The sequence below is a fragment of the Cupriavidus sp. 05N40 genome (assembly GCF_056397305.1).
Window position 1 is genome coordinate 1 of sequence record NZ_JBFTND010000169.1, and the last position, 20,182, is coordinate 20,182.

At 67.7% G+C, this 20,182-nt stretch carries 18 protein-coding genes and 2 pseudogenes; 12 read left to right on the plus strand and 8 right to left on the minus strand.

Annotated features, from left to right (window positions below; translation table 11 throughout):
• The coding region (locus AC1DO7_RS30070) for an MFS transporter (RefSeq protein WP_477116910.1) at window positions 1-604 on the minus strand (604 nt) is incomplete at its 3' end.
• A gap of 106 nt (window positions 605-710) precedes the next feature.
• Here AC1DO7_RS30070 and AC1DO7_RS30075 point away from each other — a divergent pair.
• The 6 genes and pseudogenes from AC1DO7_RS30075 (at window position 711) to AC1DO7_RS30100 (ending at window position 6,487) form a co-directional block, all read left to right on the plus strand.
• Window positions 711-1,616 (plus strand): LysR substrate-binding domain-containing protein, encoded by a 906-nt coding sequence (locus AC1DO7_RS30075; RefSeq protein WP_441613552.1) that lies wholly within the window; start codon window positions 711-713, stop codon window positions 1,614-1,616.
• 334 nt (window positions 1,617-1,950) lie between these two features.
• On the plus strand, window positions 1,951-2,598 hold the full coding sequence (gene queE, locus AC1DO7_RS30080; RefSeq protein WP_441613553.1) for a 7-carboxy-7-deazaguanine synthase: 648 nt from the start codon (window positions 1,951-1,953) through the stop codon (window positions 2,596-2,598).
• Between the two features lie 77 nt (window positions 2,599-2,675).
• On the plus strand, window positions 2,676-3,152 hold the full coding sequence (gene queD / locus AC1DO7_RS30085) for a 6-carboxytetrahydropterin synthase QueD (RefSeq protein ID WP_441613554.1): 477 nt from the start codon (window positions 2,676-2,678) through the stop codon (window positions 3,150-3,152).
• Between the two features lie 27 nt (window positions 3,153-3,179).
• On the plus strand, window positions 3,180-3,896 hold the full coding sequence (gene tadA, locus AC1DO7_RS30090) for a tRNA adenosine(34) deaminase TadA (protein WP_441613555.1): 717 nt from the start codon (window positions 3,180-3,182) through the stop codon (window positions 3,894-3,896).
• Between the two features lie 4 nt (window positions 3,897-3,900).
• Window positions 3,901-4,635, plus strand: a pseudogene (locus AC1DO7_RS30095) (LD-carboxypeptidase); the annotation flags it as partial.
• 229 nt (window positions 4,636-4,864) lie between these two features.
• A complete protein-coding gene (locus AC1DO7_RS30100; protein ID WP_477116911.1) occupies window positions 4,865-6,487 on the plus strand; it encodes an ABC-F family ATPase in 1,623 nt (540 codons plus the stop codon).
• A gap of 123 nt (window positions 6,488-6,610) precedes the next feature.
• Here the strand turns inward: AC1DO7_RS30100 and AC1DO7_RS30105 are convergent, their stop codons facing one another.
• Window positions 6,611-7,219 (minus strand): hypothetical protein, encoded by a 609-nt coding sequence (locus AC1DO7_RS30105; RefSeq protein WP_441613558.1) that lies wholly within the window; start codon window positions 7,217-7,219, stop codon window positions 6,611-6,613.
• Window positions 7,220-7,427: 208 nt separating this feature from the next.
• Between AC1DO7_RS30105 and AC1DO7_RS30110 the strand changes: the two genes are divergently transcribed.
• From AC1DO7_RS30110 to AC1DO7_RS30125, 4 genes are all read left to right on the plus strand, one after another.
• Entirely contained in the window at window positions 7,428-8,861 is a 1,434-nt protein-coding gene (locus tag AC1DO7_RS30110; protein ID WP_477116912.1) for an aldehyde dehydrogenase family protein, read from the plus strand.
• Between the two features lie 288 nt (window positions 8,862-9,149).
• On the plus strand, window positions 9,150-11,615 hold the full coding sequence (locus AC1DO7_RS30115) for a penicillin acylase family protein (RefSeq protein ID WP_441613560.1): 2,466 nt from the start codon (window positions 9,150-9,152) through the stop codon (window positions 11,613-11,615).
• A gap of 106 nt (window positions 11,616-11,721) precedes the next feature.
• On the plus strand, window positions 11,722-12,435 hold the full coding sequence (locus AC1DO7_RS30120; RefSeq protein ID WP_441613561.1) for a glutamine amidotransferase: 714 nt from the start codon (window positions 11,722-11,724) through the stop codon (window positions 12,433-12,435).
• The gene (locus tag AC1DO7_RS30125) at window positions 12,432-13,157 is read left to right on the plus strand and encodes an MOSC domain-containing protein (RefSeq protein ID WP_477116913.1); all 726 of its coding nucleotides are present in this window, start codon (window positions 12,432-12,434) and stop codon (window positions 13,155-13,157) included. Before AC1DO7_RS30120 ends, AC1DO7_RS30125 begins: the two co-directional genes overlap by 4 nt.
• Before the next feature lie 24 nt (window positions 13,158-13,181).
• Here AC1DO7_RS30125 and AC1DO7_RS30130 read toward each other — a convergent pair whose 3' ends face one another.
• Window positions 13,182-13,367, minus strand: coding sequence for a DUF1289 domain-containing protein (locus AC1DO7_RS30130; protein WP_441613579.1), 186 nt, complete (start codon window positions 13,365-13,367; stop codon window positions 13,182-13,184).
• A 286-nt stretch (window positions 13,368-13,653) separates the two neighbouring features.
• Here AC1DO7_RS30130 and AC1DO7_RS30135 point away from each other — a divergent pair, with 286 nt between their 5' ends.
• Window positions 13,654-14,127, plus strand: coding sequence for a PaaI family thioesterase (locus AC1DO7_RS30135; RefSeq protein WP_441613563.1), 474 nt, complete (start codon window positions 13,654-13,656; stop codon window positions 14,125-14,127).
• On the opposite strand, the gene AC1DO7_RS30140 is transcribed toward AC1DO7_RS30135, so the two are convergent.
• Window positions 14,124-14,732, minus strand: a complete 609-nt coding sequence (locus AC1DO7_RS30140) for a TetR/AcrR family transcriptional regulator (protein WP_441613564.1) — start codon at window positions 14,730-14,732, stop codon at window positions 14,124-14,126. The genes AC1DO7_RS30135 and AC1DO7_RS30140 overlap by 4 nt on opposite strands.
• 132 nt (window positions 14,733-14,864) lie before the next feature.
• On the opposite strand from AC1DO7_RS30140, the gene AC1DO7_RS30145 reads away from it, so the two are divergent.
• The gene (locus tag AC1DO7_RS30145) at window positions 14,865-15,314 is read left to right on the plus strand and encodes a PaaI family thioesterase (RefSeq protein ID WP_441613565.1); all 450 of its coding nucleotides are present in this window, start codon (window positions 14,865-14,867) and stop codon (window positions 15,312-15,314) included.
• A gap of 235 nt (window positions 15,315-15,549) precedes the next feature.
• On the opposite strand, the pseudogene AC1DO7_RS30150 reads toward AC1DO7_RS30145, so the two are convergent.
• The 4 genes and pseudogenes from AC1DO7_RS30150 to AC1DO7_RS30165 all read right to left on the minus strand — a co-directional run.
• Window positions 15,550-15,834, minus strand: a pseudogene (locus tag AC1DO7_RS30150) (asparaginase domain-containing protein); the annotation flags it as partial.
• A gap of 68 nt (window positions 15,835-15,902) precedes the next feature.
• Complete coding sequence (prpF, locus tag AC1DO7_RS30155; RefSeq protein WP_441613566.1) at window positions 15,903-17,093, minus strand: 2-methylaconitate cis-trans isomerase PrpF; 1,191 nt, start codon at window positions 17,091-17,093, stop codon at window positions 15,903-15,905.
• Window positions 17,094-17,160: 67 nt separating this feature from the next.
• Window positions 17,161-19,758, minus strand: coding sequence for a Fe/S-dependent 2-methylisocitrate dehydratase AcnD (gene acnD, locus AC1DO7_RS30160; protein ID WP_477116914.1), 2,598 nt, complete (start codon window positions 19,756-19,758; stop codon window positions 17,161-17,163).
• A 118-nt stretch (window positions 19,759-19,876) separates the two neighbouring features.
• Window positions 19,877-20,182: citrate/2-methylcitrate synthase (locus AC1DO7_RS30165; protein WP_441649836.1), on the minus strand; the 306-nt coding region annotated here is incomplete at its 5' end.

The window sequence follows — 20,182 nt, forward strand, 5'->3', positions numbered from 1 at the left end:
GGCGTGGCTCGGCCAGCACCCTGGCCTGTTGCAGCAGGGAGGCCGGTGCGCCGCTGCGGATGCCGGCCGGCACGAACATCAGGCTGCCGACGAAGGCGACCAGGCCGAGCGCGGCCACCGCGAGGAAGGTCTCGCGCCAGCCGAAGTGCTGGCCGATGAAGGTGCCGAGCGGTACGCCGGTGACCAGGGCCACGGTAAGGCCGGTGAACATGATGGCGATCGCGCTCGCGGCCTTCTCCTTCGGCACCAGGCTGGTGGCGATGGTCGAGCCGATCGAGAAGAACACGCCGTGGGCCAGGCCGGTCAGCACGCGCGCCAGGATCAGCGATTCATAGCCGGGTGCTTTCCAGGCCAGCAGGTTGCCCAGCGTGAACAGCGCCATCAGCGACACCAGCAGCGCCTTGCGCGGCAGGCGGCCGGTGAGGGCGGTCAGCACCGGCGCGCCGACGGCGACGCCCAGCGCATAGAGGCTGACCAGCAGGCCGGCGGAGGGCAGGGTGATATGGAGATCGGCGGCGATGGTGGGAATCAGGCCGACGATGACGAATTCGGTGGTACCGATGGCGAACGCGCTGATGGTCAGCGCGAGCAGGGCGATGGGCATGGTTGGCTCCGGACATCCGGGAAATTCGGGATGGAGGGAGTGTGCCCGTGCATTTCTTGCCGATTAAGAGGGTGATCTGGATAAGATATTTGATTAGTATTCAACAATGAAGATCACACTCGAAGAACTGCAGGCCTTCGCCACCGTGGTGGACAGCGGCTCCATCACGGCCGCGGCCGAGCAACTGGGGCAGACCGTTTCCGGCATCAGCCGGGCGCTCGGCCGGCTGGAGGACAAGGTCGGCACCACCTTGCTGCACCGGACCACGCGGCGGCTGGCGCTGAGCGAGGAGGGCGAGGCGCTGCTGGCCCATGCGCGCAACATCCTGGCCTCGGTGGATCTGGCCGAGGAGCAGATGGCGGTACGCCGCCAGCGCCCGGCGGGCCGGCTGCGGGTGAACGCGGCGTCGCCTTTCATGCTGCACGTGATCGTGCCGCTGGTAGGAGAGTTCCGCCGCGAGTACCCGGAAATCGAGCTGGAACTGAACACCAACGACCTGATCATCGACCTGCTGGAGCACCGCACCGACGTGGCCATCCGCATCGGCGCGCTGCGCGACTCCACCCTGCATGCCCGCCCCCTGGCCACCAGCCGCGTGCGGGTGCTGGCCAGCCCGGCCTATCTCAAGGCGCGCGGCCGACCGGCATCGGTGGCGGACCTTGCCGCGCATAGCCTGATCGGCTTCAACCAGCCGGAGTCGCTCAACCGCTGGCCGCTGCACGGCGCCATGGGCGAAGAGGTGCAGGTCACGCCGCATCTGGCCGCATCGAGCGGCGAAACCCTGCGCCAGCTTGCGCTGGCCGGGGAGGGCCTGGTGTGCCTGTCGGATTTCATGACCGAAGCGGACCGCCGCCGCGGCGACCTGGTCCAGGTGCTGATGAAGGAGACCATCGAAGAACGGCAGTCGATCAACGCGGTCTATTACCTCAACACGCAGCTATCGGCGCGTATCGCGTGCTTCCTGGACTTCGTCGGCACGCGGCTGCGGGCGGCGGAGTGGGCCAAGGTATAGGCGCGAACGATGCGGCGGCTGGAGCGACTTCGCGACCTGTGCGAAAATAGCGAGTTAGCCGCAGTACCCTGGCCACTGGCCATCGATCATGGGTGGCCGCCTGTTTGCCCGCTTCCCGGCCGCCCCGCGCGCGCGATTGCCTTTGCGGCATCGCCGCCCGCCGGCCGGAATCCGTCCGCCCGGCCGCCGACCGTCTTGCCGCCACCGTGCTTGTCGCATTTTTTTGCAGTATGGATGCCGCATGAATGCCGCATGAATGCCGCATGCCGGCGGCCCATGGCTGGCGCATGATGACTGCATACCCACAAAAACCCATTACCGCTTCACCACCAGCATGACTTACGCCGTCAAGGAAATCTTCTACACACTGCAGGGCGAGGGCGCCAACGCCGGCCGCGCCGCGGTGTTCTGCCGCTTCTCCGGATGCAATCTATGGAGCGGGCGCGAAGAGGACCGGGCGAGCGCGGTCTGCCAGTTCTGCGATACCGATTTCGTCGGCACCGACGGCACCGAAGGCGGCAAGTACCGCACTGCCGAGGCGCTCGCCGACAAGGTCGCGGCGCAGTGGCCGCAGGACGTGGACGCCGGCGGCGCCGGCCGGCCGCTGGTGGTTTGCACTGGCGGCGAGCCATTGCTGCAGCTCGATGCGCCGCTGATCGCAGCGCTGCACGCGCGCGGCTTCGAGATCGCCATCGAAACCAACGGCACCCTGCCGGTGCCGGAGGGGGTCGACTGGGTTTGCGTCAGCCCCAAGATGGGCGCGGAGCTGGTGGTCACGCGCGGCGATGAGCTCAAGGTAGTCATCCCGCAGGATGGCCAGGATTTCGCCGCATACGAGCGGCTTGATTTCCGCCATTTCCTGGTGCAGGCCATGGACGGCCCGCTGGCGCGGCAGAATACGGCGCTCGCGGTCGAGTTCTGCCAGCGCCGCCCGCGCTGGCGCCTCTCGCTGCAGACACACAAGTTGCTAGGTATCCGGTAGTCCCGGCCTTTCGCTCCCGATTCGCCCCGATTCGTTCCGATTCGCCCCGATCACCGTACCCGCACACACCGGCACCCATGAACAAGCAAGTCTCCATTACCCGCCGTCTGGAATTCGACTCCGGCCACCGCATCCCCAACCATGGCGGCCAGTGCCGCAACATCCACGGCCATCGCTATCGCCTGGACCTCACGCTCTCGGGCGAGGTGCTGCGCCGCGCGGGCGCGTCGGACGAGGGCATGATCCTGGATTTCAGCGACATCAAGGCGCTGGCCAACGAGCATCTGGTCGACAAGTGGGACCATGCCTTCCTGATTCATCGCGGCGACACCGCGCTGCTGAATTTCCTGCAGTCCATGGAAGGGCACAAGACGGTCGTGCTGGACGCCATTCCCACCGTGGAAAACCTGGCGCAGATCGCCTTCGACATTCTCTCGCCGGTATTCAAGGATTGCTTCGGCCACCAGTTGCAGCTGACGCGCCTGGTGCTGTTCGAGACGCCGAACTGCTGGGCCGAGGTCAGCGCTTCCCTCAGCCTGCCCGCGCAGGACTGAGGCGTCAGCCAGCCCATGCCAGCCGAGATGAACGCCCCGATCCTGCCGCCCCTGGCAGGCGAAGCAGGCCTCGATCCCGCCGCCGAGCGCGACCGCCGCTATATGCGGGCGGCGCTGGAGGAAGCGCGCCTGGCCGAGGCTGCCGGCGAAGTGCCGGTGGGCGCGGTGGTGGTGTGGAACGATGCCGTCATCGCGCGCGGCCACAACCTGCCGATCCGCTCGGTGGATCCCTCCGCGCATGCCGAAATGCAGGCATTGCGTGCCGCCGCGCAGGTGATCGGCAACTATCGCATGCCGGAGTGCGAGCTGTACGTGACGCTGGAACCATGCGTGATGTGCAGCGGCGCCATCCTCCATGCGCGCATCCGCCACGTGGTGTTCGGCGCCTCGGACCCCAAGACAGGCGCCGCGGGCAGCGTGCTCAACCTGTTCGAGCAGGCGCAGCTCAATCACCAGACCTCCATCGCCGGCGGCGTGCTGGCCGACGAATGCGGGGGCATGCTGAAGGCCTTCTTCGGTGCCAGGCGGCGCGCGCAGAAGGCTGCGCAGAAGGCCGCGCAGCAAGCCGAGCAACAAGCCGAGCAGCAAGGCGTGCCGGCGGCGCAGGCCGCGGGCACTGGCTGCGCCCGCTGCGCGACGGCGGATAATGCCGGCGGCGCCAGCCAGCCTGATTCCAGCCCGGACTCCAGCCCCGTGTTAAGCCCCGTTCCCGGCCCCGCTCCAAGCCCCGATCCCGACGCATGAGCCAGCTCCCCGCGGCGGCTATGGCATCGCGCGCTTGCTGGAGCGCGTGGACTTTGCCCGCATCGCGGAGCAGGCGCGCGGCGCGTGCACGCCCATCGTGGGTCACAGTGACTTCACGGCTTTCCAGCTGGCCTACCTGGCGGCGTGCGGCGGCGTGACGTTCGCGGGGCCGATGCTGCTGGCCGATTTCGGCGCCGAGCCGGTCGACGCCTTCATGTGGCAGCATTTCCTCGGCGTGATGCATGACCCGGCCTACACCATCGATGTGCAGGCGCCCCAGGCCGGCGGCCAGCCATTCAGCGGCACCGTGTCCGGCACGCTGTGGGGCGGCAACCTGGCCATGCTGTGCAGCCTGCTGGGCACGCGCTTCATGCCGGCCGTCGACGGCGGCATCCTGTTCCTGGAAGACGTCAACGAGCCGCCATACCGCGTCGAGCGCATGCTGCTGCAACTCGACCAGGCCGGCGTGCTGGGGGCGCAGCGCGCCATCGTGCTGGGCGATTTTTCCAACTACCGCGTGACCGACTACGACAATGGCTACGACCTGCCAGCGGTGGTGCGCTACCTGCAGGAGCGCCTGTCCGTGCCGGTGCTGACCGGCCTGCCATTCGGGCACTGTGAGCGCAAGCTGACGCTGCCGGTAGGCGGCCAGGCGCAGTTGAGCGCACGCGAGGATGGTTTTTCGCTGTCCCTCTCGGGCTATCCGGTGTTGAAAGCGGGGGCTTGCGCCCCTATCTGAAGGCTGGCGCTTCTTTAGCGCGCTCGCGGATGGTAAAATTACGGGTTATTTCCCGGTTTCCTGTCCGGGCTCCAGTGCTTGCCGGCCATCGGCCCGCAAGCCGGGGCCGCATGCCGATGCCATGCCGCTGCACTTGTGGCGCCATCGCCGCACGGGCACTGCCGCCGGCATCGCCGCGCGCCATGCGCGCGCCAGTTTCGCGCCCCATCATTCATACAAGGTTCCAGACGTGCTTTCTACCGCAAACATCACCATGCAGTTCGGCCCCAAGCCGTTGTTCGAGAATATCTCGGTCAAGTTCGGCGAGGGCAACCGCTACGGCTTGATCGGCGCGAACGGCTGCGGCAAGTCCACCTTCATGAAGATCCTCGGTGGCGACCTGGAGCCGTCGGGCGGCAACGTCATGCTGGAGCCGGGCGTGCGCCTGGGCAAGCTGCGCCAGGACCAGTTCGCCTATGAAGACATGCGCGTGCTGGACGTGGTCATGATGGGCCATACCGAGATGTGGGCCGCCGCCGCCGAGCGCGACGCCATCTACGCCAACCCGGAAGCCACCGACGAAGACTACATGAAGGCCGCCGAGCTGGAGGCCAAGTACGCCGAGTACGACGGCTACACCGCCGAGGCGCGTGCGGGCGAGCTGTTGCTGGGCGTGGGCATTCCCACCGACCAGCACCAGGGCACCATGAGCAACGTCGCGCCCGGCTGGAAGCTGCGGGTGCTGCTGGCGCAGGCGCTGTTCTCGAACCCGGACGTGCTGCTGCTCGATGAGCCGACCAACAACCTGGACATCAACACCATCCGCTGGCTGGAGGAAGTGCTCAACGAGCGCAACTCCACCATGATCATCATTTCCCACGATCGCCACTTCCTGAACTCCGTGTGCACGCACATGGCCGACATGGACTACGGCACGCTCAAGGTCTATCCGGGCAACTACGACGACTACATGGAAGCCTCCATGCAGGCGCGTGAGCGCCAGATGGCGGCAAATGCGCGCGCCAAGGAGCGCATCGGCGAACTGCAGGACTTCGTGCGCCGCTTCTCGGCCAACAAGTCCAAGGCACGCCAGGCCACCTCGCGCCTCAAGCAGATCGACAAGATCAAGGTCGAGGACATCAAGCCCTCGTCGCGCCAGAACCCCTTCATCCGCTTCGAGTTCGAGAAGAAGCTGCACAACCTGGCGGTGGAAGCGGACGGCATCACCAAGACCTACGACCGCAAGATCATCAACAACCTGTCGATGGCCATCCAGGCCGGCGAGCGCGTGGCCATCATCGGCGAGAACGGCGCCGGCAAGACCACGCTCCTGCGCAGCCTGCTGAACAATGCCGTGCAGAACGGCGTGCAGCGCGGCGTGGAAGTGGATCGCGGCACGATCAAGTGGGCCGAGAACGCCAACGTCGGCTACATGCCGCAGGATACCTACGAGGAATTCCCGGCCGACCGCGACCTGATGGACTGGATGAGCCAGTGGACCCAGGCCGGCGACGACGACCAGTCGCTGYGCGGCACCATGGGCCRCCTGCTGTTCTCGGCCGACGACATCAAGAAATCGGTCAAGGTGCTGTCCGGCGGCGAGAAGGGCCGCATGATCTGGGGCAAGCTGATGCTGGGCCGGCACAATGTGATGGCGCTCGACGAGCCGACCAACCACATGGACATGGAATCGATCGAATCGCTGCAGATCGCGCTCGACAAGTACACCGGCACCCTGATCTTCGTCTCGCACGACCGCGTGTTCGTCAGCGGCCTGGCCACGCGCGTGATCGAAGTGCGAACCGACGGCACGCTGACCGACTACCTGGGTACGTATGACGAGTACCTGGAGTCGCAAGGCATCGACGGCTAAGCGCGTCGCGCCGGCTCCGCCAGCCAGGCGGCAAGCGCAGGAAGAAATGGGCCGCCAAGTTCAGTGCGGCCCTTTTCCATTCTGTTGCGAAGTGCGCACTGCTGCCGCGCCGCGTGCCTGTGCTCAGGCGTGCGCCTGCGCCTGTCCCTCGTCGCGCGTCATCTTGTCGAGCTGGTCGATGATGGCGGCCGCGGTGATCTCGCCCTTGGCCTTGCGCAGGGCCGCGTACAGCGTGTCGCGCAGCGCCATCAGCTCAGCCGGGCTGGCGGCCTTCTCGACCTTGACCTGCAGCATGTAGCCGCGCAGGCCGAGATGATGTCCGATGACATCCGTATAGAAGTGATAAAGCGCCTGGTAGCTGCCGGTGCCCTTGCTGTCGCCCGCATCGCCGCCATCGCCCGCACCGCGGCTGGCGTAGATGGAAAAGACGCTGTCGGCATGGCCGGCGGGGCCGCTTGCGCCGGTTGTCGCCGGCTCGGGCAGGTCCTGGGCGTCCCGGGCAGGTGCGTCCGGCGGCGCGGCGTCCCCGGTGCCGATCAGGCCGGCTTCGAGCAAGGCTTCGAGGGCCTCGGGGCCCACGCCCATGCCGCCGGTCTGGGCCAGCAGATCGCTGCGCCGGCGTTCGCCGTTGACGATCAGCAGCAGGGCGCGCGTCTTGTGGTCGAGTCTGCGCGCGCGCGTGCGGATCTCGTCCTGGCCCTGCTCGGTCTTGTGGAACACCGGGTCGGTCATGTCTCTTTGCTCTCCCTTGTTGTGCGCCGGCAGCGGCATGCGGCGCGCTGTGCCGGGGTTCGGCTCGTCGTCGGCCGATTATCGCCACGTTGTGCGGGGCGGCTGGCGCACCGCAAAAAACCGAGGCGCCAAACCGCTCTACAATGTGGAGCACCATAAAAGTAACAAAATTTGCACCCGCCTATTCACCCAACTGAAAACTGTGGCCATGCAACAACGAGACAAACTTTTTATCAACGGTAAGTGGGTCGCGCCTCATGGCACCGGCCATATCGACGTCATCCATTCCACCACCGAAGCCGTCATGGGCCGCATCCCCGAAGGGCATGCGCGCGATGCCGAGGATGCCATCCAGGCTGCCCGCGCCGCCTTCGACGCCTGGTCGGCCACGCCGCCCAGCGTGCGCGCGGGATATATCCGCAAGGTTGCGGAGGGCCTCAAGGAACGCAGCGAGGAACTGGCGCAACTGATCGCGGGTGAAGTCGGCATGCCGATCAAGCTGGCCCGCGCGATCCAGGTCGGCGGCCCGGTCTACAACTGGGCGCAGGCTGCCAAGCTGGTGGAGAGCTTCGCCTTCGAGGAGGAGGTCGGCAATTCGCTGGTGGTGCGTGAGCCGGTCGGCGTGGTGGCGGCCATCACGCCGTGGAACTATCCGCTCAATCAGATCACGCTCAAGGTGGCGCCGGCACTGGYGGCCGGCTGCACCGTCGTGCTCAAGCCGTCCGAAGTGGCGCCGCTCAACGCCTTCGTGCTGGCCGAGGTGATCGAAGCCGCCGGCCTGCCGCCGGGCGTGTTCAACCTGGTCACCGGCTTCGGCCCCGTCGTGGGCGAAGTGCTGGCCAGCCACGCCGAGGTGGACATGGTGTCGTTTACCGGCTCCACGCGTGCCGGCAAGCGCGTCTCCGAGCTGGGCGCGCAGAGCGTCAAGCGCGTGGCGCTGGAGCTGGGCGGCAAGTYCGCCTCGGTGATCCTCGACGACGCGGACATGGCGGCCGCGGTGAAGGGCACCATCAACGCCTGCTTCCTCAATTCCGGGCAGACCTGCTCGGCCCACACCCGCATGCTGGTGCCGCGCGGCCGCTACGACGAAGTCAAGGCGATCGCCAAGCAGGTGGCCGATGCCTTCACCGTGGGCGACCCGCTGCAGGAAACCAGCCGCCTGGGCCCGCTGATTTCCGCTACGCAGAAAGAGCGCGTGAACAGCTATATCCAGCGCGGCCTCAACGAAGGCGCCGAACTGGTGGCGGGCGGGCCTGAAGCGCCCGCGGGGCTGGACAAGGGCTTCTTCGTCAAGCCGACCGTGCTCGGCAATGTCGACCCCAAGGCCACCGTTGCCCAGGAAGAGATCTTCGGCCCGGTGCTGTCGATCATCTGCTACGACACGGAGGAAGACGCCGTGCGCATCGCCAACGACAGCATCTACGGGCTGGGCGGCGGGGTGTGGTCGGGCGACGAAGCGCGCGCCATCCGCGTGGCTCGCCGCATCCGCACGGGCCAGGTCGACATCAACGGCGGCCCGTTCAACATGCAGGCGCCGTTCGGCGGCTACAAGCAGTCCGGCAACGGGCGCGAAGCCGGCAAGTACGGGCTGGAGGAATTCCTCGAGTACAAGTCGCTGCAGTTGAGGAAGCCGGCGGCCTGAAGCGCCCGGCCTTGATCGGCGCGGGGCAGGGCGCGCAATCCGGCGTCACTGCCCGCAGCAGGGAAGCATGCCCGGCAGGTCCGGGCATTTTTCATGGGCGCGGGTGCTTGCCCTGGCGGTGCCTGCTTCGGCGATAATGCCGGGGTTCCGACCGCTGGCCGGCCCGCTTCGCCATGCGAGCAAAGGCCGGCGCGGCGCAAGGCGACAAGAGACAAGAGACAGCAGCACTGGGACAAAAACATAAATAACCGCGGGCGCTGCGTGCCGTCACGCGGAGGAGAGGGATCGATGCGCTGGTTCAAACGGCTGGCCTGGCTGGTATTGGCGCTGGCGGCGCTGCTGCTGGCCGGCGCGCTCGGCGGCTACGTGTGGTACCGGCAGGCGTCGCAACCACAGACCGCGGGCACGCTGAGCCTGCCGGGGCTGCGCGAGCGCGTCTCCATCGTCAGGGACCGTCACGATGTACCCCACATCAAGGCAGCCAACGTAGAGGACGCCTACTACGCGCTCGGCTTCGTGCACGCGCAGGACCGCTTGTGGCAACTGCAGATGAACAAGCGCATCGTGTCGGGGCGCCTGGCCGAGATCATCGGGCCGCAAGCACTCGATGCCGACCGCTTCCTGCGCACGCTCGGCGTGCGACGCAATGCCGAGGCCATCCTGGCCAGCTCCACGCCCGCGACGCGCGCCGCGCTGCAAGCCTATGCCGACGGGGTCAACGCCTATATCGACACGCGCAAGGGCCCGCTGCCGCCGGAGTTCGTGCTGCTGCGCACGAAGCCCGAACACTGGGAGCCGGCCGATACGCTGGCCTGGCAGACCATGATGGCGTGGGACCTGGGCGGCAACTGGACGCAGGAGACGCTGCGCATGCGGCTGGCGCAGGTGTTGCCGGTCGCGCGCATCAATGAACTGCTGGCGCCGTATCCGGGCGATCGGGCGCCGCGCACCATGGACTACGGCAACCTCTACCGGCACCTGGCGCCGCTGGCCACCGCCATGGCGCGCGTCGAACAGCAGGCCCCGCCCGGCTACGTGGAGGGCATGGGCTCGAACAACTGGGTGGTATCGGGCGCCCATACGCGCTCGGGCAAGCCGCTGCTGGCCAACGATCCGCACCTGGGCCTGCAGGCGCCGGCGCTGTGGTACTTCGCGCAACTGCAGGCGCCGGGGCTGGATGTCAGCGGTGCCACGCTGCCTGGCACGCCGCTGGTGGTGCTGGGGCATAACCAGCGCATTGCCTGGGGCTTCACCAATACCGCGCCCGATGTGCAGGACCTGTATATCGAACGAATCCAGCCCGGCAGCACCCGGCGCTACCAGACGCCGGACGGCTGGGCCGATTTCACGGTGCGCAGCGAGACCATCCGCGTCAAGGGCGCGCCCGACGTGACCCTGAGCGTGCGCGAGACGCGCCACGGGCCGGTGATTTCCGACGTGGCCGAACCCGTCTCCGCCGCCGCGGCGCCGCTCGGCGCGCAGTTCGTGGTGGCCTTCCAGTGGACCGCGCTRCGCGCCGACGACCGCACCTTCCAGGCCGGGCTCGCGCTGAACCGGGCCACCGGCTGGGACAGCTTCCTGGCGGCACTGCGCGATTTCCATTCGCCGCAGCAGAACATCGTCTACGCGGACGTGGACGGCAATATCGGCTTCATCGCGCCGGGCCGTGTGCCGCTGCGCCGTGCCGACAACGACCTGAAGGGGCTGGCGCCGGCGCCGGGCTGGGATGCGCGCTACGACTGGAATGGCTTCATTCCCTTCGATCAGTTGCCGCGCCGCTTCAATCCGCCCGAAGGCGTCATCGCCACGGCCAACCACAAGATCGTGGAGGACGATTACCCGTACTTCCTGACCAGCGAATGGACCGTGCCCTATCGTTACCAGCGCATCCGCACCCTGCTGGACGCGACCGAACGGCACACCATGGACAGCTTTGGCGCGATCCAGAAAGACACGCTCTCGCTGGCGGTGCGCGATGCCTTGCCGCTGCTGCTGGCGGCGCCCTTCGCCGGCGGCCCGGCGCTGCCCGCGCGCGAGCGCGCGCTGCTCGAGTCGTTGCGCCAGTGGGACGGCGACATGCAGCCCGGGCTGGCGCAGCCGCTGGTGGCGACGGCCTGGCTGCGCGAGCTGTCGCGGGTGCTGTTCGAGGACAAGGTGGGCGACGCCGTGTTCAATCGCCTGTGGGAGCAGCGCAACGTGCAGCAGCCCATGCTCAACGTGCTGCGCAACCCCCGCGGGCTCGGCGCATTCTGGTGCGACGACAGCACCACGCCGGCCCACGAAGACTGCGATGACGCCATCGCCAAGGCATGGCGCCGCGCCATTGCCGATCTGGACCAGCGCTACGGAGACAAGCCCGAGCGCTGGCAATGGGGCATGGCGCACGCTGCGCGCTCCGAGCACAAGCCCTTCGGCAAGCATCCCTACCTGGCGGGCCTGTTCAACGTGAAGGTGCCGAGCGGCGGCGACACCTACACGGTCAATGTGGGGCGCCACAACCTGCGCGACGAAGCGGCGCCGTTCGAGAGCGTGCATGCGGCCAGCCTGCGTGCCATCTACGATCTCTCCGACCTGGCCGAATCGCGGTTCATGGATTCCACCGGGCAGTCGGGCAACGTGATGTCCACCCACTACCGCGACTGGACCGACAAATGGGCCTCGGTGCAATACATCACCATGGCCCCCGGGCGGCGCGCGCCGGGCAACGAAGTCTTCGATACGCTGGTGCTCAAGCCGGAGGGCGGCGCGCGCTGAGCGGGGCGGCTGGCCGCGGCGCGCGGCATGTCATGGCGCGAGCCGTTGCCGGCTTGCGCCGCAAGCCATTAAGATCGGTGCTTTGCATCGTCCAGACGGGACCGCCATGACCCAAGCCAGGTTCACCACCCATGTCATACAGCACGTCGCATTCGAAGACGCCGGCGTGCTGGGCGACGCCCTGCGCGAGCGCGGGCACGCCCTGCAAGTGCTGCGCGCGGGTATCGACGACCTGAGCGTGGTCGCCGCGCAGCCTGCCGACCTGCTGGTTGTGCTCGGCGGCCCGATCGGCGTATACGAGAACGAGGCCTATCCGTGGCTGGATGCCGAAATCGACATCATCCGCGCGCGGCTCGAAGGCGGGCGGCCGGTGATCGGGGTCTGCCTGGGCGCGCAGCTGATCGCGCGTGCGTGCGGCGCGCGGGTCTACCCGGGCACGCGGGAAATCGGCTGGGCGCCGATCCAGCCTACCGCGGCCGGGCGTGACTCGGCGCTGGCGGAACTGGAGAGCGCCGGCTGGAACGTGCTGCACTGGCACGGCGATACCTTCGACCTGCCCGCCGGCGCGCAACTGCTGGCCTCCACGGCCGCGGTGCCGCACCAGGCCTACGCCATCGGCCGCCAGGTCCTGGCGCTGCAGTTCCATCCCGAGGCCCGTCCGGCGGAGCTGGAAGGCTGGCTGATCGGGCATACCGTCGAGCTCGGCAAGGCGGGTATCGATCCGCGCGAGATCCGTGCGCGTACGGCGGAGATCGGCGCGGATGTGGCTGCGGCGGGGCGCCGCATGTTCGGGCGCTGGCTGGGAGAGGCCGGCTTGTGAGCGGGTTTGCCGCAACGCCGGCGCTGGTCACCCGCATCGACGAGGTCCTGCTCGRCGCCGTGCGGCCCTTCGGGCCCAAGGGCGTGCCCAGCGGCATCGACAAGCGGCCGGCGGCGGGCGTGGTGCGCGTCACCAGGCTCGGCCTTGCCGGCGACGGGCAGGGCGACCCCCGGCATCACGGCGGCCCCGAAAAAGCGCTCCACCACTATGCCTTCGACCACTACGCGGCCTGGCGGCGGGAGCTTGCGCCGCTGTCCGCTGCCGCCGCCGGGTTGCTGTCGCTGCCCGGGGCGTTCGGCGAGAACCTGAGCAGCGCCGGCCTTACCGAGAAAGAGGTCTGTATCGGCGACCGCTACCGCCTCGGCACGGCGCTGGTCGAAGTGTCGCAGGCGCGCCAGCCCTGCTGGAAGYTGAACCACCGTTTCGGCCACGCTGGCATGGCGCGGGCGGTCCAGCAAAGCTTGCGCACCGGCTGGTATTACCGGGTGCTGGAAGAGGGTGACGCGGGGGGCGGGGACTGCCTTGCGCTGGTCGAGCGGCCATGCCCCGGCTGGAGCCTGCATCGCTTGCTGCATGTGCTGTACGTGGATCGGCTCGATACGGTGGCGCTGGCCGATATGGCGGTACTGCCATCACTTGCCGAAAGCTGGCGCAAGCTGGCTCGCCAGCGGCTGGAACGGCGCGAAGTCGAGGATATGGAGCGGCGGCTGGCGGGCGGCTGAGCCCGGGGGCAGGAGGAGGAAAGCTCAGTTGCGGCAGAAGCGGCGCGCGGTGCCCTCGCGCGTGATGCGCTCCCAGACGGCCTGCTTTTCCGTGTCGTCCAGGAAGACCCAGTTGCTGACTTCCATCGCGGTGCGGCCGCAGCCCTGGCAGATTTCGTCGAACAGGGTCGAGCAGATGCCGATGCAGGGGCTGTCGGGGCGGTCGGACAGATTGTCGTCGCGGCGGGTGTCGGGAGAGCCGGCGGGAGAGCCGGCGGGCGATGCTGGCTGGCGGGTGTCTTGCGGGTTTGACGGCATGCGGCGGTGAGGCGGGGCGGATGGCCGCACATTATAAACGGCGGCGGGCATGATCCCCGGTCGCGCGGCGTGCGGCGACGCAATGCCGGCGGCCGGATGCCGGCGATGACGGATCCTGATTACCTGCCACGTAATTGAGCGCTGCCTCCGGCAGGCTTACGCTGCACCTGCTGCACGATCTTCCAACCAGGAGCCTGCCATGTCTATCCTCGTCACCGCGCTGTCCAGCGCTGCCGGCACCGCCGCCGCGCCTGTCGACCCGCGCATCCGCCAGTTCGTGGAGCAAGTCCTGATGGGCTCTCCCGTGGCCCGCTCGCTGGGCATCGCCCTGGATGTGCTGGCGGTGGACCATGTCGAGCTGGTGCTGCCGTTCAGCCCGGCCAATATCACGGTCGGCGAGATTGTCCACGGCGGCGTCATCGCCACGCTGATCGATGTGACGGGTGCGGCGGCGGCTGTGTCCGGCTGCGATGGCGAGCACTTGCGCGGTGGCGCGACCGGTTCGCTGAATATCCAGTATCTCGAAGCGGCAAGGGCGGCCAACCTGCGCGCTGTGGCCAGCGTGATCCGCCGCGGGCGCAGGCAGGTGGTTACCGAGGTGTCGCTCTACGCGGAAGGTGCAAACGAGGGCGAGCTCGTGGCCAAGGCCCTGATGAGCACCACGCTGTTCTAAGGCTGCTGGCCTGCCTGCCGTCGCGCATCCCGGACGGCGGCATCGAGCTGGCACGCCAGTTCCTCGCTCGCGCGCAGGAGCGGTTCGCGGCTGCGCGCGGCCCGGGCGAGAATCAGCGCCCCGGACCACGAGCAGACCATCAGGCTTGCCAGCCCGGCTGCGCGCGCGGGCGGGATGCCGTGTGTCGCGAATGCCGCCGCCAGCACGCTTTCCCACGAAGCAAACGCGGCCCTGCCGGCCTGGGCGACGGCTTCGGCCCCGGGCGCAAGCTCCAGCAGGATGGTCGAGATGGGGCAGCCGTCGCGGTATTCCGACTCCGCCATCCAGCCCGCCAGGGCCGTGCCGTAGGCCCTTGCGATCGCCGCTGGCGAATCGTGCCCGGCGCATAGCCGCGCAAGCGTCGCGCGCACCAGTTCGCCGGCGTAGGCGATGACTTCCTCGGCGATCTGCTCCTTGCCGCGCGGGAAGTAGTGATACAGCGATCCCTTGGGCGCGCCGCTCAGTGCAACGATGTCATTGGTGCCGCTGGCCGCGTAGCCGTTTTGGCGGAACAGGACGGCTGCRGCGCGGACGATCTTGTCGCGGTGCTTGGCGTGGGCTGGCATTGGCGGGTGTCCTGATGCGGGTGTCCTGATGCATCGGAGGGGTTGCGATACGGCTGGAATTATATAGACTGGTCTATATTAAAGCCAGGCCGAAGGCACCTGCTGACCGATCGATTCAAGGAGGGAAGGGTAATGACGACAGACATGGAAGCCCCGGCCACGGCCGCGTATTCACTGGCGACACTCAAGGACGTCAATCGCACCGCCGCGCTAAATCGCTGGCTGGGCTTCGAGGTGGTGCGCGCCGAAAAAGGGGAGGCGGAGCTGCGCATGCCGTGGCACGAAGAGGCCACGCAATACGCAGGCTTGCTCCATGCCGGCGTGCTCGGCGCGCTGGTCGACACGGCATGCGGTTTCGCTGCCACCACCGTGGCGGGGCCRGTACTGGCTTCGCACTATTCGGTGAATTGCATGGCGCCGGCGCTGGGGCAGGCCTTCGTGGCGCGCGCCAGCGTCGTCAAGGCGGGCAGGCGGCAGATATTCGCGCGGGCCGATGTGTTCGCCGAGCGCGACGGCGTGCTGCGGCTGGTCGCGTCGGGCGAGACCATCCTGGTGCCCGTGGGCAGCGTCGACGGGAAATAGTCTTTCATCCGCGCCGTTGGCGGATTGATCGCGCTGTTAACGCAATTAACGGCCAAGTGTTTTGCCTGCCCACGTTGGTGCCATCTCCGTTGCTGCCGGTGGGTGCAGGCCCGCTACCTCCGGCAACGTGCGTGCTTGCAGGGCAGCCCCTCGAATGGAGGGAAAACGGCTGGAAAACGGCTGGAAAGCCGCGTTGCGAGCTTCCAGCCATAGGGGCGCGGCTAACCGGGCGCGCGCCATCCACGTCCGGCTGCTTGCGCAGCTCCGAGACGCGCTTGCCAAGCTTGAGCAGCCGTTCGTTATTGAAGCTCTCCGAGCCGATCTGGAAGACCTGCTCGCCCTTGACGTTGGCGATCTTCGAGATCTCGGGCGCCGAGGCGATGATCTTGTCCACCGGCACCACCGCCGACTGGTAGGCGGCGGTATTGGTGGCGGCGGCGCCCGCGCCGGCAATGGTGCCGCCGGTGCCGATGATGACGATATTGGCCTTGCGGGCTTCGCTCGGCGCGCTGGCCCGCGCGGGTCATGGGCCGGGCCGCGGACTGCAGCACGATCGGGCCGGAGTCAGGGCTCCGGCCGTGGCACTACTCAGAACGCGTCGCCCGGCACCCGTACCCAGCCTTCCATCAGCACGCGCGCGCTGCGGCTCATGATGGCCTTGGTCACGGCCCATTCGCCGTCGACCTGGCTGGCTTGCGCGCCCACCCGCAAGGTGCCCGAAGGATGGCCGAAGCGCACCGCATTGCGTTCGCCGCCGCCGGCAGCCAGGTTCACCAGCGTGCCCGGGATCGCCGCGGCGGTGCCGATGGCCACGGCGGCCGTGCCCATCATGGCGTGATGGAGCTTGCCCATGGACAAGGCACGCACCAGCAGGTCGACGTCGCCGGCGGCAACGCGCTTGCCGCTGGAGGCAACGTAGTCGGCCGGCTTGGCGACAAAGGCCACCTTCGGCGTGTGCTGCCGCTTGGCGGCCTCGTCGATATTCTTGATCAGGCCCATGCGCATCGCGCCGTAGGCGCGGATGGTTTCGAACATGGTCAGGGCCTTGGCGTCGCCGTTGATGGCTTCCTGCAGCTCGGTGCCGGTGTAGCCGATGGCTTCGGCGTTGACGAAGATGGTCGGGATGCCGGCATTGATCATGGTCGCCTTGAGCGTGCCGACGCCCGGCACCTCGAGGTCGTCTACCAGGTTGCCGGTGGGGAACATGGCACCGCCCGCGCCTTCTTCCTCGGCGGCCGGATCCATGAACTCGAGCTGGACTTCGGCGGCGGCGAAGGTCACGCCGTCGAGTTCGAAGTCGCCGGTTTCCTGCACGGCGCCATCGGTGATGGGCACATGGCCGATGATGGTCTTGCCGATGTTGGCCTGCCAGATGCGCACGGTGGCCACGCCGTTGTGCGGGATGCGGCTCGGGTCGACCAGGCCGGCGCTGATGGCGAACGGCCCGACGGCGGCGGACAGGTTGCCGCAGTTGCCGCTCCAGTCGATAAAGGGCTGGTCGATCGAGACCTGGCCGAACAGATAGTCGACGTCGTGGCCGGGCCGGCTGCTCTTCGAGATGATGACGGTCTTGCTGGTGCTGGACGTTGCCGCGCCCATGCCGTCGATCTGCTTGCCGTAGGGGTCGGGGCTGCCGATCACGCGCATCAGCAGCTTGTCGCGCGCTTCGCCGGGCACCTGCGCGGCCGCGGGCAGGTCCTGCAGGCGGAAGAACACGCCCTTGCTGGTGCCGCCACGGATGTAGGTGGCGGGAATCTTGATCTGGGGTACGTGGGCCATGGAAATAGTGTCCTGGTGAAACCGGGCGGCACGCCGCCGTGCCGCCCGGAACGCAAGCCGCCTTATGTCAGGCCGCGGCTTTCGTCGATTCGAGGAAGTCCTGCGCGAAGCGCTGCAGCACGCCGCCCGCCTCGTAGATCGACACTTCTTCCGCGGTGTCGAGGCGGCACGTCACGGGGACTTCCACGCGCTCGCCGTTCTTGCGGTGGATGACGAGGGTGAGGTCCGCGCGCGGCWCGCGCTCGCCSAKCACGTCGWAGGYCTCGGTRCCRTCGATGCCMAGCGTCWKGCGGTTSACGCCCGSCTTGAACTCCAGCGGCARCACGCCCATGCCGATCAGGTTGGTGCGGTGGATGCGCTCGAAGCCTTCGGCCACGATGACTTCCACGCCGGCGAGGCGCACGCCCTTGGCCGCCCAGTCGCGCGAGGAGCCCTGGCCATAGTCCGCCCCTGCGACGATGATCAGCGGCTGCTTGCGGTCCATATAGGTCTCGATGGCTTCCCACATGCGCACCACCTTGCCTTCCGGCTCGATGCGCGCCAGCGAACCCTTCTTGACCTTGCCGTCCACCACCGCCATCTCGTTGATCAGCGTGGGGTTGGCGAAGGTCGCGCGCTGCGCCGTGAGGTGATCGCCGCGGTGGGTCGCGTAGGAATTGAAGTCCTCCTCCGGCAGGCCCATCTTCGCCAGGTACTCGCCGGCGGCGCTGTCGAGCATGATGGCGTTCGACGGCGACAGGTGATCGGTCGTGATGTTGTCGCCCAGCACCGCCAGCGGACGCAGGCCCTGGAGCGTGCGCTCGCCTGCCAGCGCGCCTTCCCAGTAGGGCGGGCGGCGGATATAGGTGCTCTGCGGGCGCCAGTCGTACAGCGGGCTGATCTGCTCGCCGCTGTCGACCGCGAAGTTGAACATCGGCTCGTAGACCTTGCGGAAGTGCTCGGGCTTCACGCTCTTGGCCACGATCGCGTCGATTTCCTCGTCGCTCGGCCAGATGTCCTTGAGCCGGACCGGCTTGCCGTCCTTGTCGGTGCCCAGCACGTCTTGCTCGATGTCGAAGCGGATGGTGCCGGCGATGGCGTACGCGACCACCAGCGGCGGCGAGGCCAGGAAGGCCTGCTTGGCGTAGGGGTGGATGCGKCCGTCGAAATTGCGGTTGCCCGAGAGCACGGCGGTGGCGTACAGGTCGCGGTCGATGATCTCTTTCTGGATGGCCGGGTCGAGCGCGCCGGACATGCCGTTGCAGGTCGTGCAAGCGAAGGCCACGATGCCGAAGCCAAGCTGTTCCAGATCCGGCAGCAGGCCGGCTTCTTCCAGGTATAGCTGCACGGCCTTCGAACCCGGCGCCAGCGAACTCTTCACCCACGGCTTGCGGGTCAGGCCGCGCGCGTTGGCGTTGCGCGCCAGCAGGGCGGCGGCGATCACGTTGCGCGGGTTGCTGGTGTTGGTGCAACTGGTGATGGCGGCGATGATCACGGCGCCGTCCGGCATCTGGCCGGGCGTTTCCTCCCACTTGCCGGCGATGCCGCGCTCGGCCAGGTCGGAGGTCGGCAGCCGCTTGTGCGGGTTGGACGGGCCGGCCATGTTGCGCACCACGGTGGAGAGGTCGAACTTGAGCACGCGCTCGTATTCGGCGTTCTTCAGCGTGTCCGCCCACAGGCCGGCAGTCCTGGCATAGGTTTCGACGAGCTTGATCTGTTCGTCCTCGCGGCCGGTAAGGCGCAGGTACTCGATGGTCTGCTCGTCGATGAAGAACATCGCGGCGGTGGCGCCGTATTCCGGGGCCATGTTGGAGATCGTCGCGCGGTCGCCGAGCGTCAGGCTCGAAGCGCCTTCGCCGCGGAACTCCAGGTAGGCGCCGACCACTTTTTCCTTGCGCAGGAACTCGGTCATCGCCAGCACGATGTCGGTGGCGGTGATGCCGGGCTGGCGCTTGCCGCTCAGTTCCACGCCGACGATATCCGGCAGYCGCATCCACGAGGCRCGGCCGAGCATCACGYTCTCSGCYTCCAGGCCGCCCACGCCGATRGCGATSACGCCCAGSGCGTCSACGTGCGGCGTGTGGCTGTCGGTACCCACCAGCGTGTCGGGGTAGGCCACGCCGCCCACCGAATGGATCACCGGAGACATCCGCTCCAGGTTGATCTGGTGCATGATCCCGTTGCCCGGCGGGATCACCTCGACGTTCTTGAACGCCTTCTTGGTCCAGTTGATGAAGTCGAAGCGGTCTTCGTTGCGCCGGTCTTCGATGGCACGGTTCTTGGCGAACGCGTCGGGGTCGAAGCCGCCACATTCCACGGCCAGCGAATGGTCGACGATCAGTTGCACGGGCACGACCGGGTTGACCTTCGCCGGGTCGCCGCCCTGGGCGGTGATGGCGTCGCGCAGGCCGGCCAGGTCGACCAGCGCGGTCTGGCCGAGGATGTCATGGCAAACCACGCGCGCCGGGAACCAGGGGAAATCCAGGTCACGCTTGCGCTCGATCAGTTGCTTGAGCGATGCGGTCAGCGTGGCCGGGTCGCAGCGGCGCACCAGGTTCTCGGCCAGCACGCGCGACGTGTACGGCAATTTGTCATAGGCACCCGGCTGGATCGCCTCGACCGCGGCGCGCGTGTCGAAGTAGTCCAGCTTGGTGCCCGGCAGCGGCTTGCGGTTTGCAGTGTTCATTTCGTAGGGAAGAGAGAAAATCATGATCCGGGGCAGTGGCCGTGCGTTGCGGCAGGCTGCCCCCGCTCCCGCGGGCGCCGCATGGCGGCGGCCCAGGGAGCAAACCGGACGCGGACTGTTACTTGCGGTCCTTGAGTGCCACGAACTCCAGGTTCTCCGGTCCAGTGTAGTTCGCGCTCGGGCGGATGATCTTGTTGTCGATGCGCTGCTCGATGATGTGCGCGGCCCAGCCCGAGGTACGCGAGATCACGAACAGCGGGGTGAACATGGCGGTCGGCACGCCCATCATGTGGTAGCTCACCGCGCTGAACCAGTCCAGGTTGGCGAACATCTTCTTGCCATCCTGCATGGTGGCTTCAATGCGATCGGCAATGTCGAACATCTTCATCGAGCCGGCGTCGCTGGATAGCTTGCGCGCCACTTC

Excerpts from the sequence above, each read along its gene's own strand:
- AC1DO7_RS30075 (WP_441613552.1), top strand. The coding sequence starts at position 711 with ATGAAGATCACACTCGAAGAACTGCAGGCCTTCGCCACCGTGGTGGAC.
- queE (WP_441613553.1), top strand. The coding sequence starts at position 1,951 with ATGACTTACGCCGTCAAGGAAATCTTCTACACACTGCAGGGCGAGGGC.
- queD (WP_441613554.1), top strand. The coding sequence starts at position 2,676 with ATGAACAAGCAAGTCTCCATTACCCGCCGTCTGGAATTCGACTCCGGC.
- tadA (WP_441613555.1), top strand. The coding sequence starts at position 3,180 with ATGAACGCCCCGATCCTGCCGCCCCTGGCAGGCGAAGCAGGCCTCGAT.
- AC1DO7_RS30105 (WP_441613558.1), bottom strand. The coding sequence starts at position 7,219 with ATGACCGACCCGGTGTTCCACAAGACCGAGCAGGGCCAGGACGAGATC.
- AC1DO7_RS30120 (WP_441613561.1), top strand. The coding sequence starts at position 11,722 with ATGACCCAAGCCAGGTTCACCACCCATGTCATACAGCACGTCGCATTC.
- AC1DO7_RS30135 (WP_441613563.1), top strand. The coding sequence starts at position 13,654 with ATGTCTATCCTCGTCACCGCGCTGTCCAGCGCTGCCGGCACCGCCGCC.
- prpF (WP_441613566.1), bottom strand. The coding sequence starts at position 17,093 with ATGGCCCACGTACCCCAGATCAAGATTCCCGCCACCTACATCCGTGGC.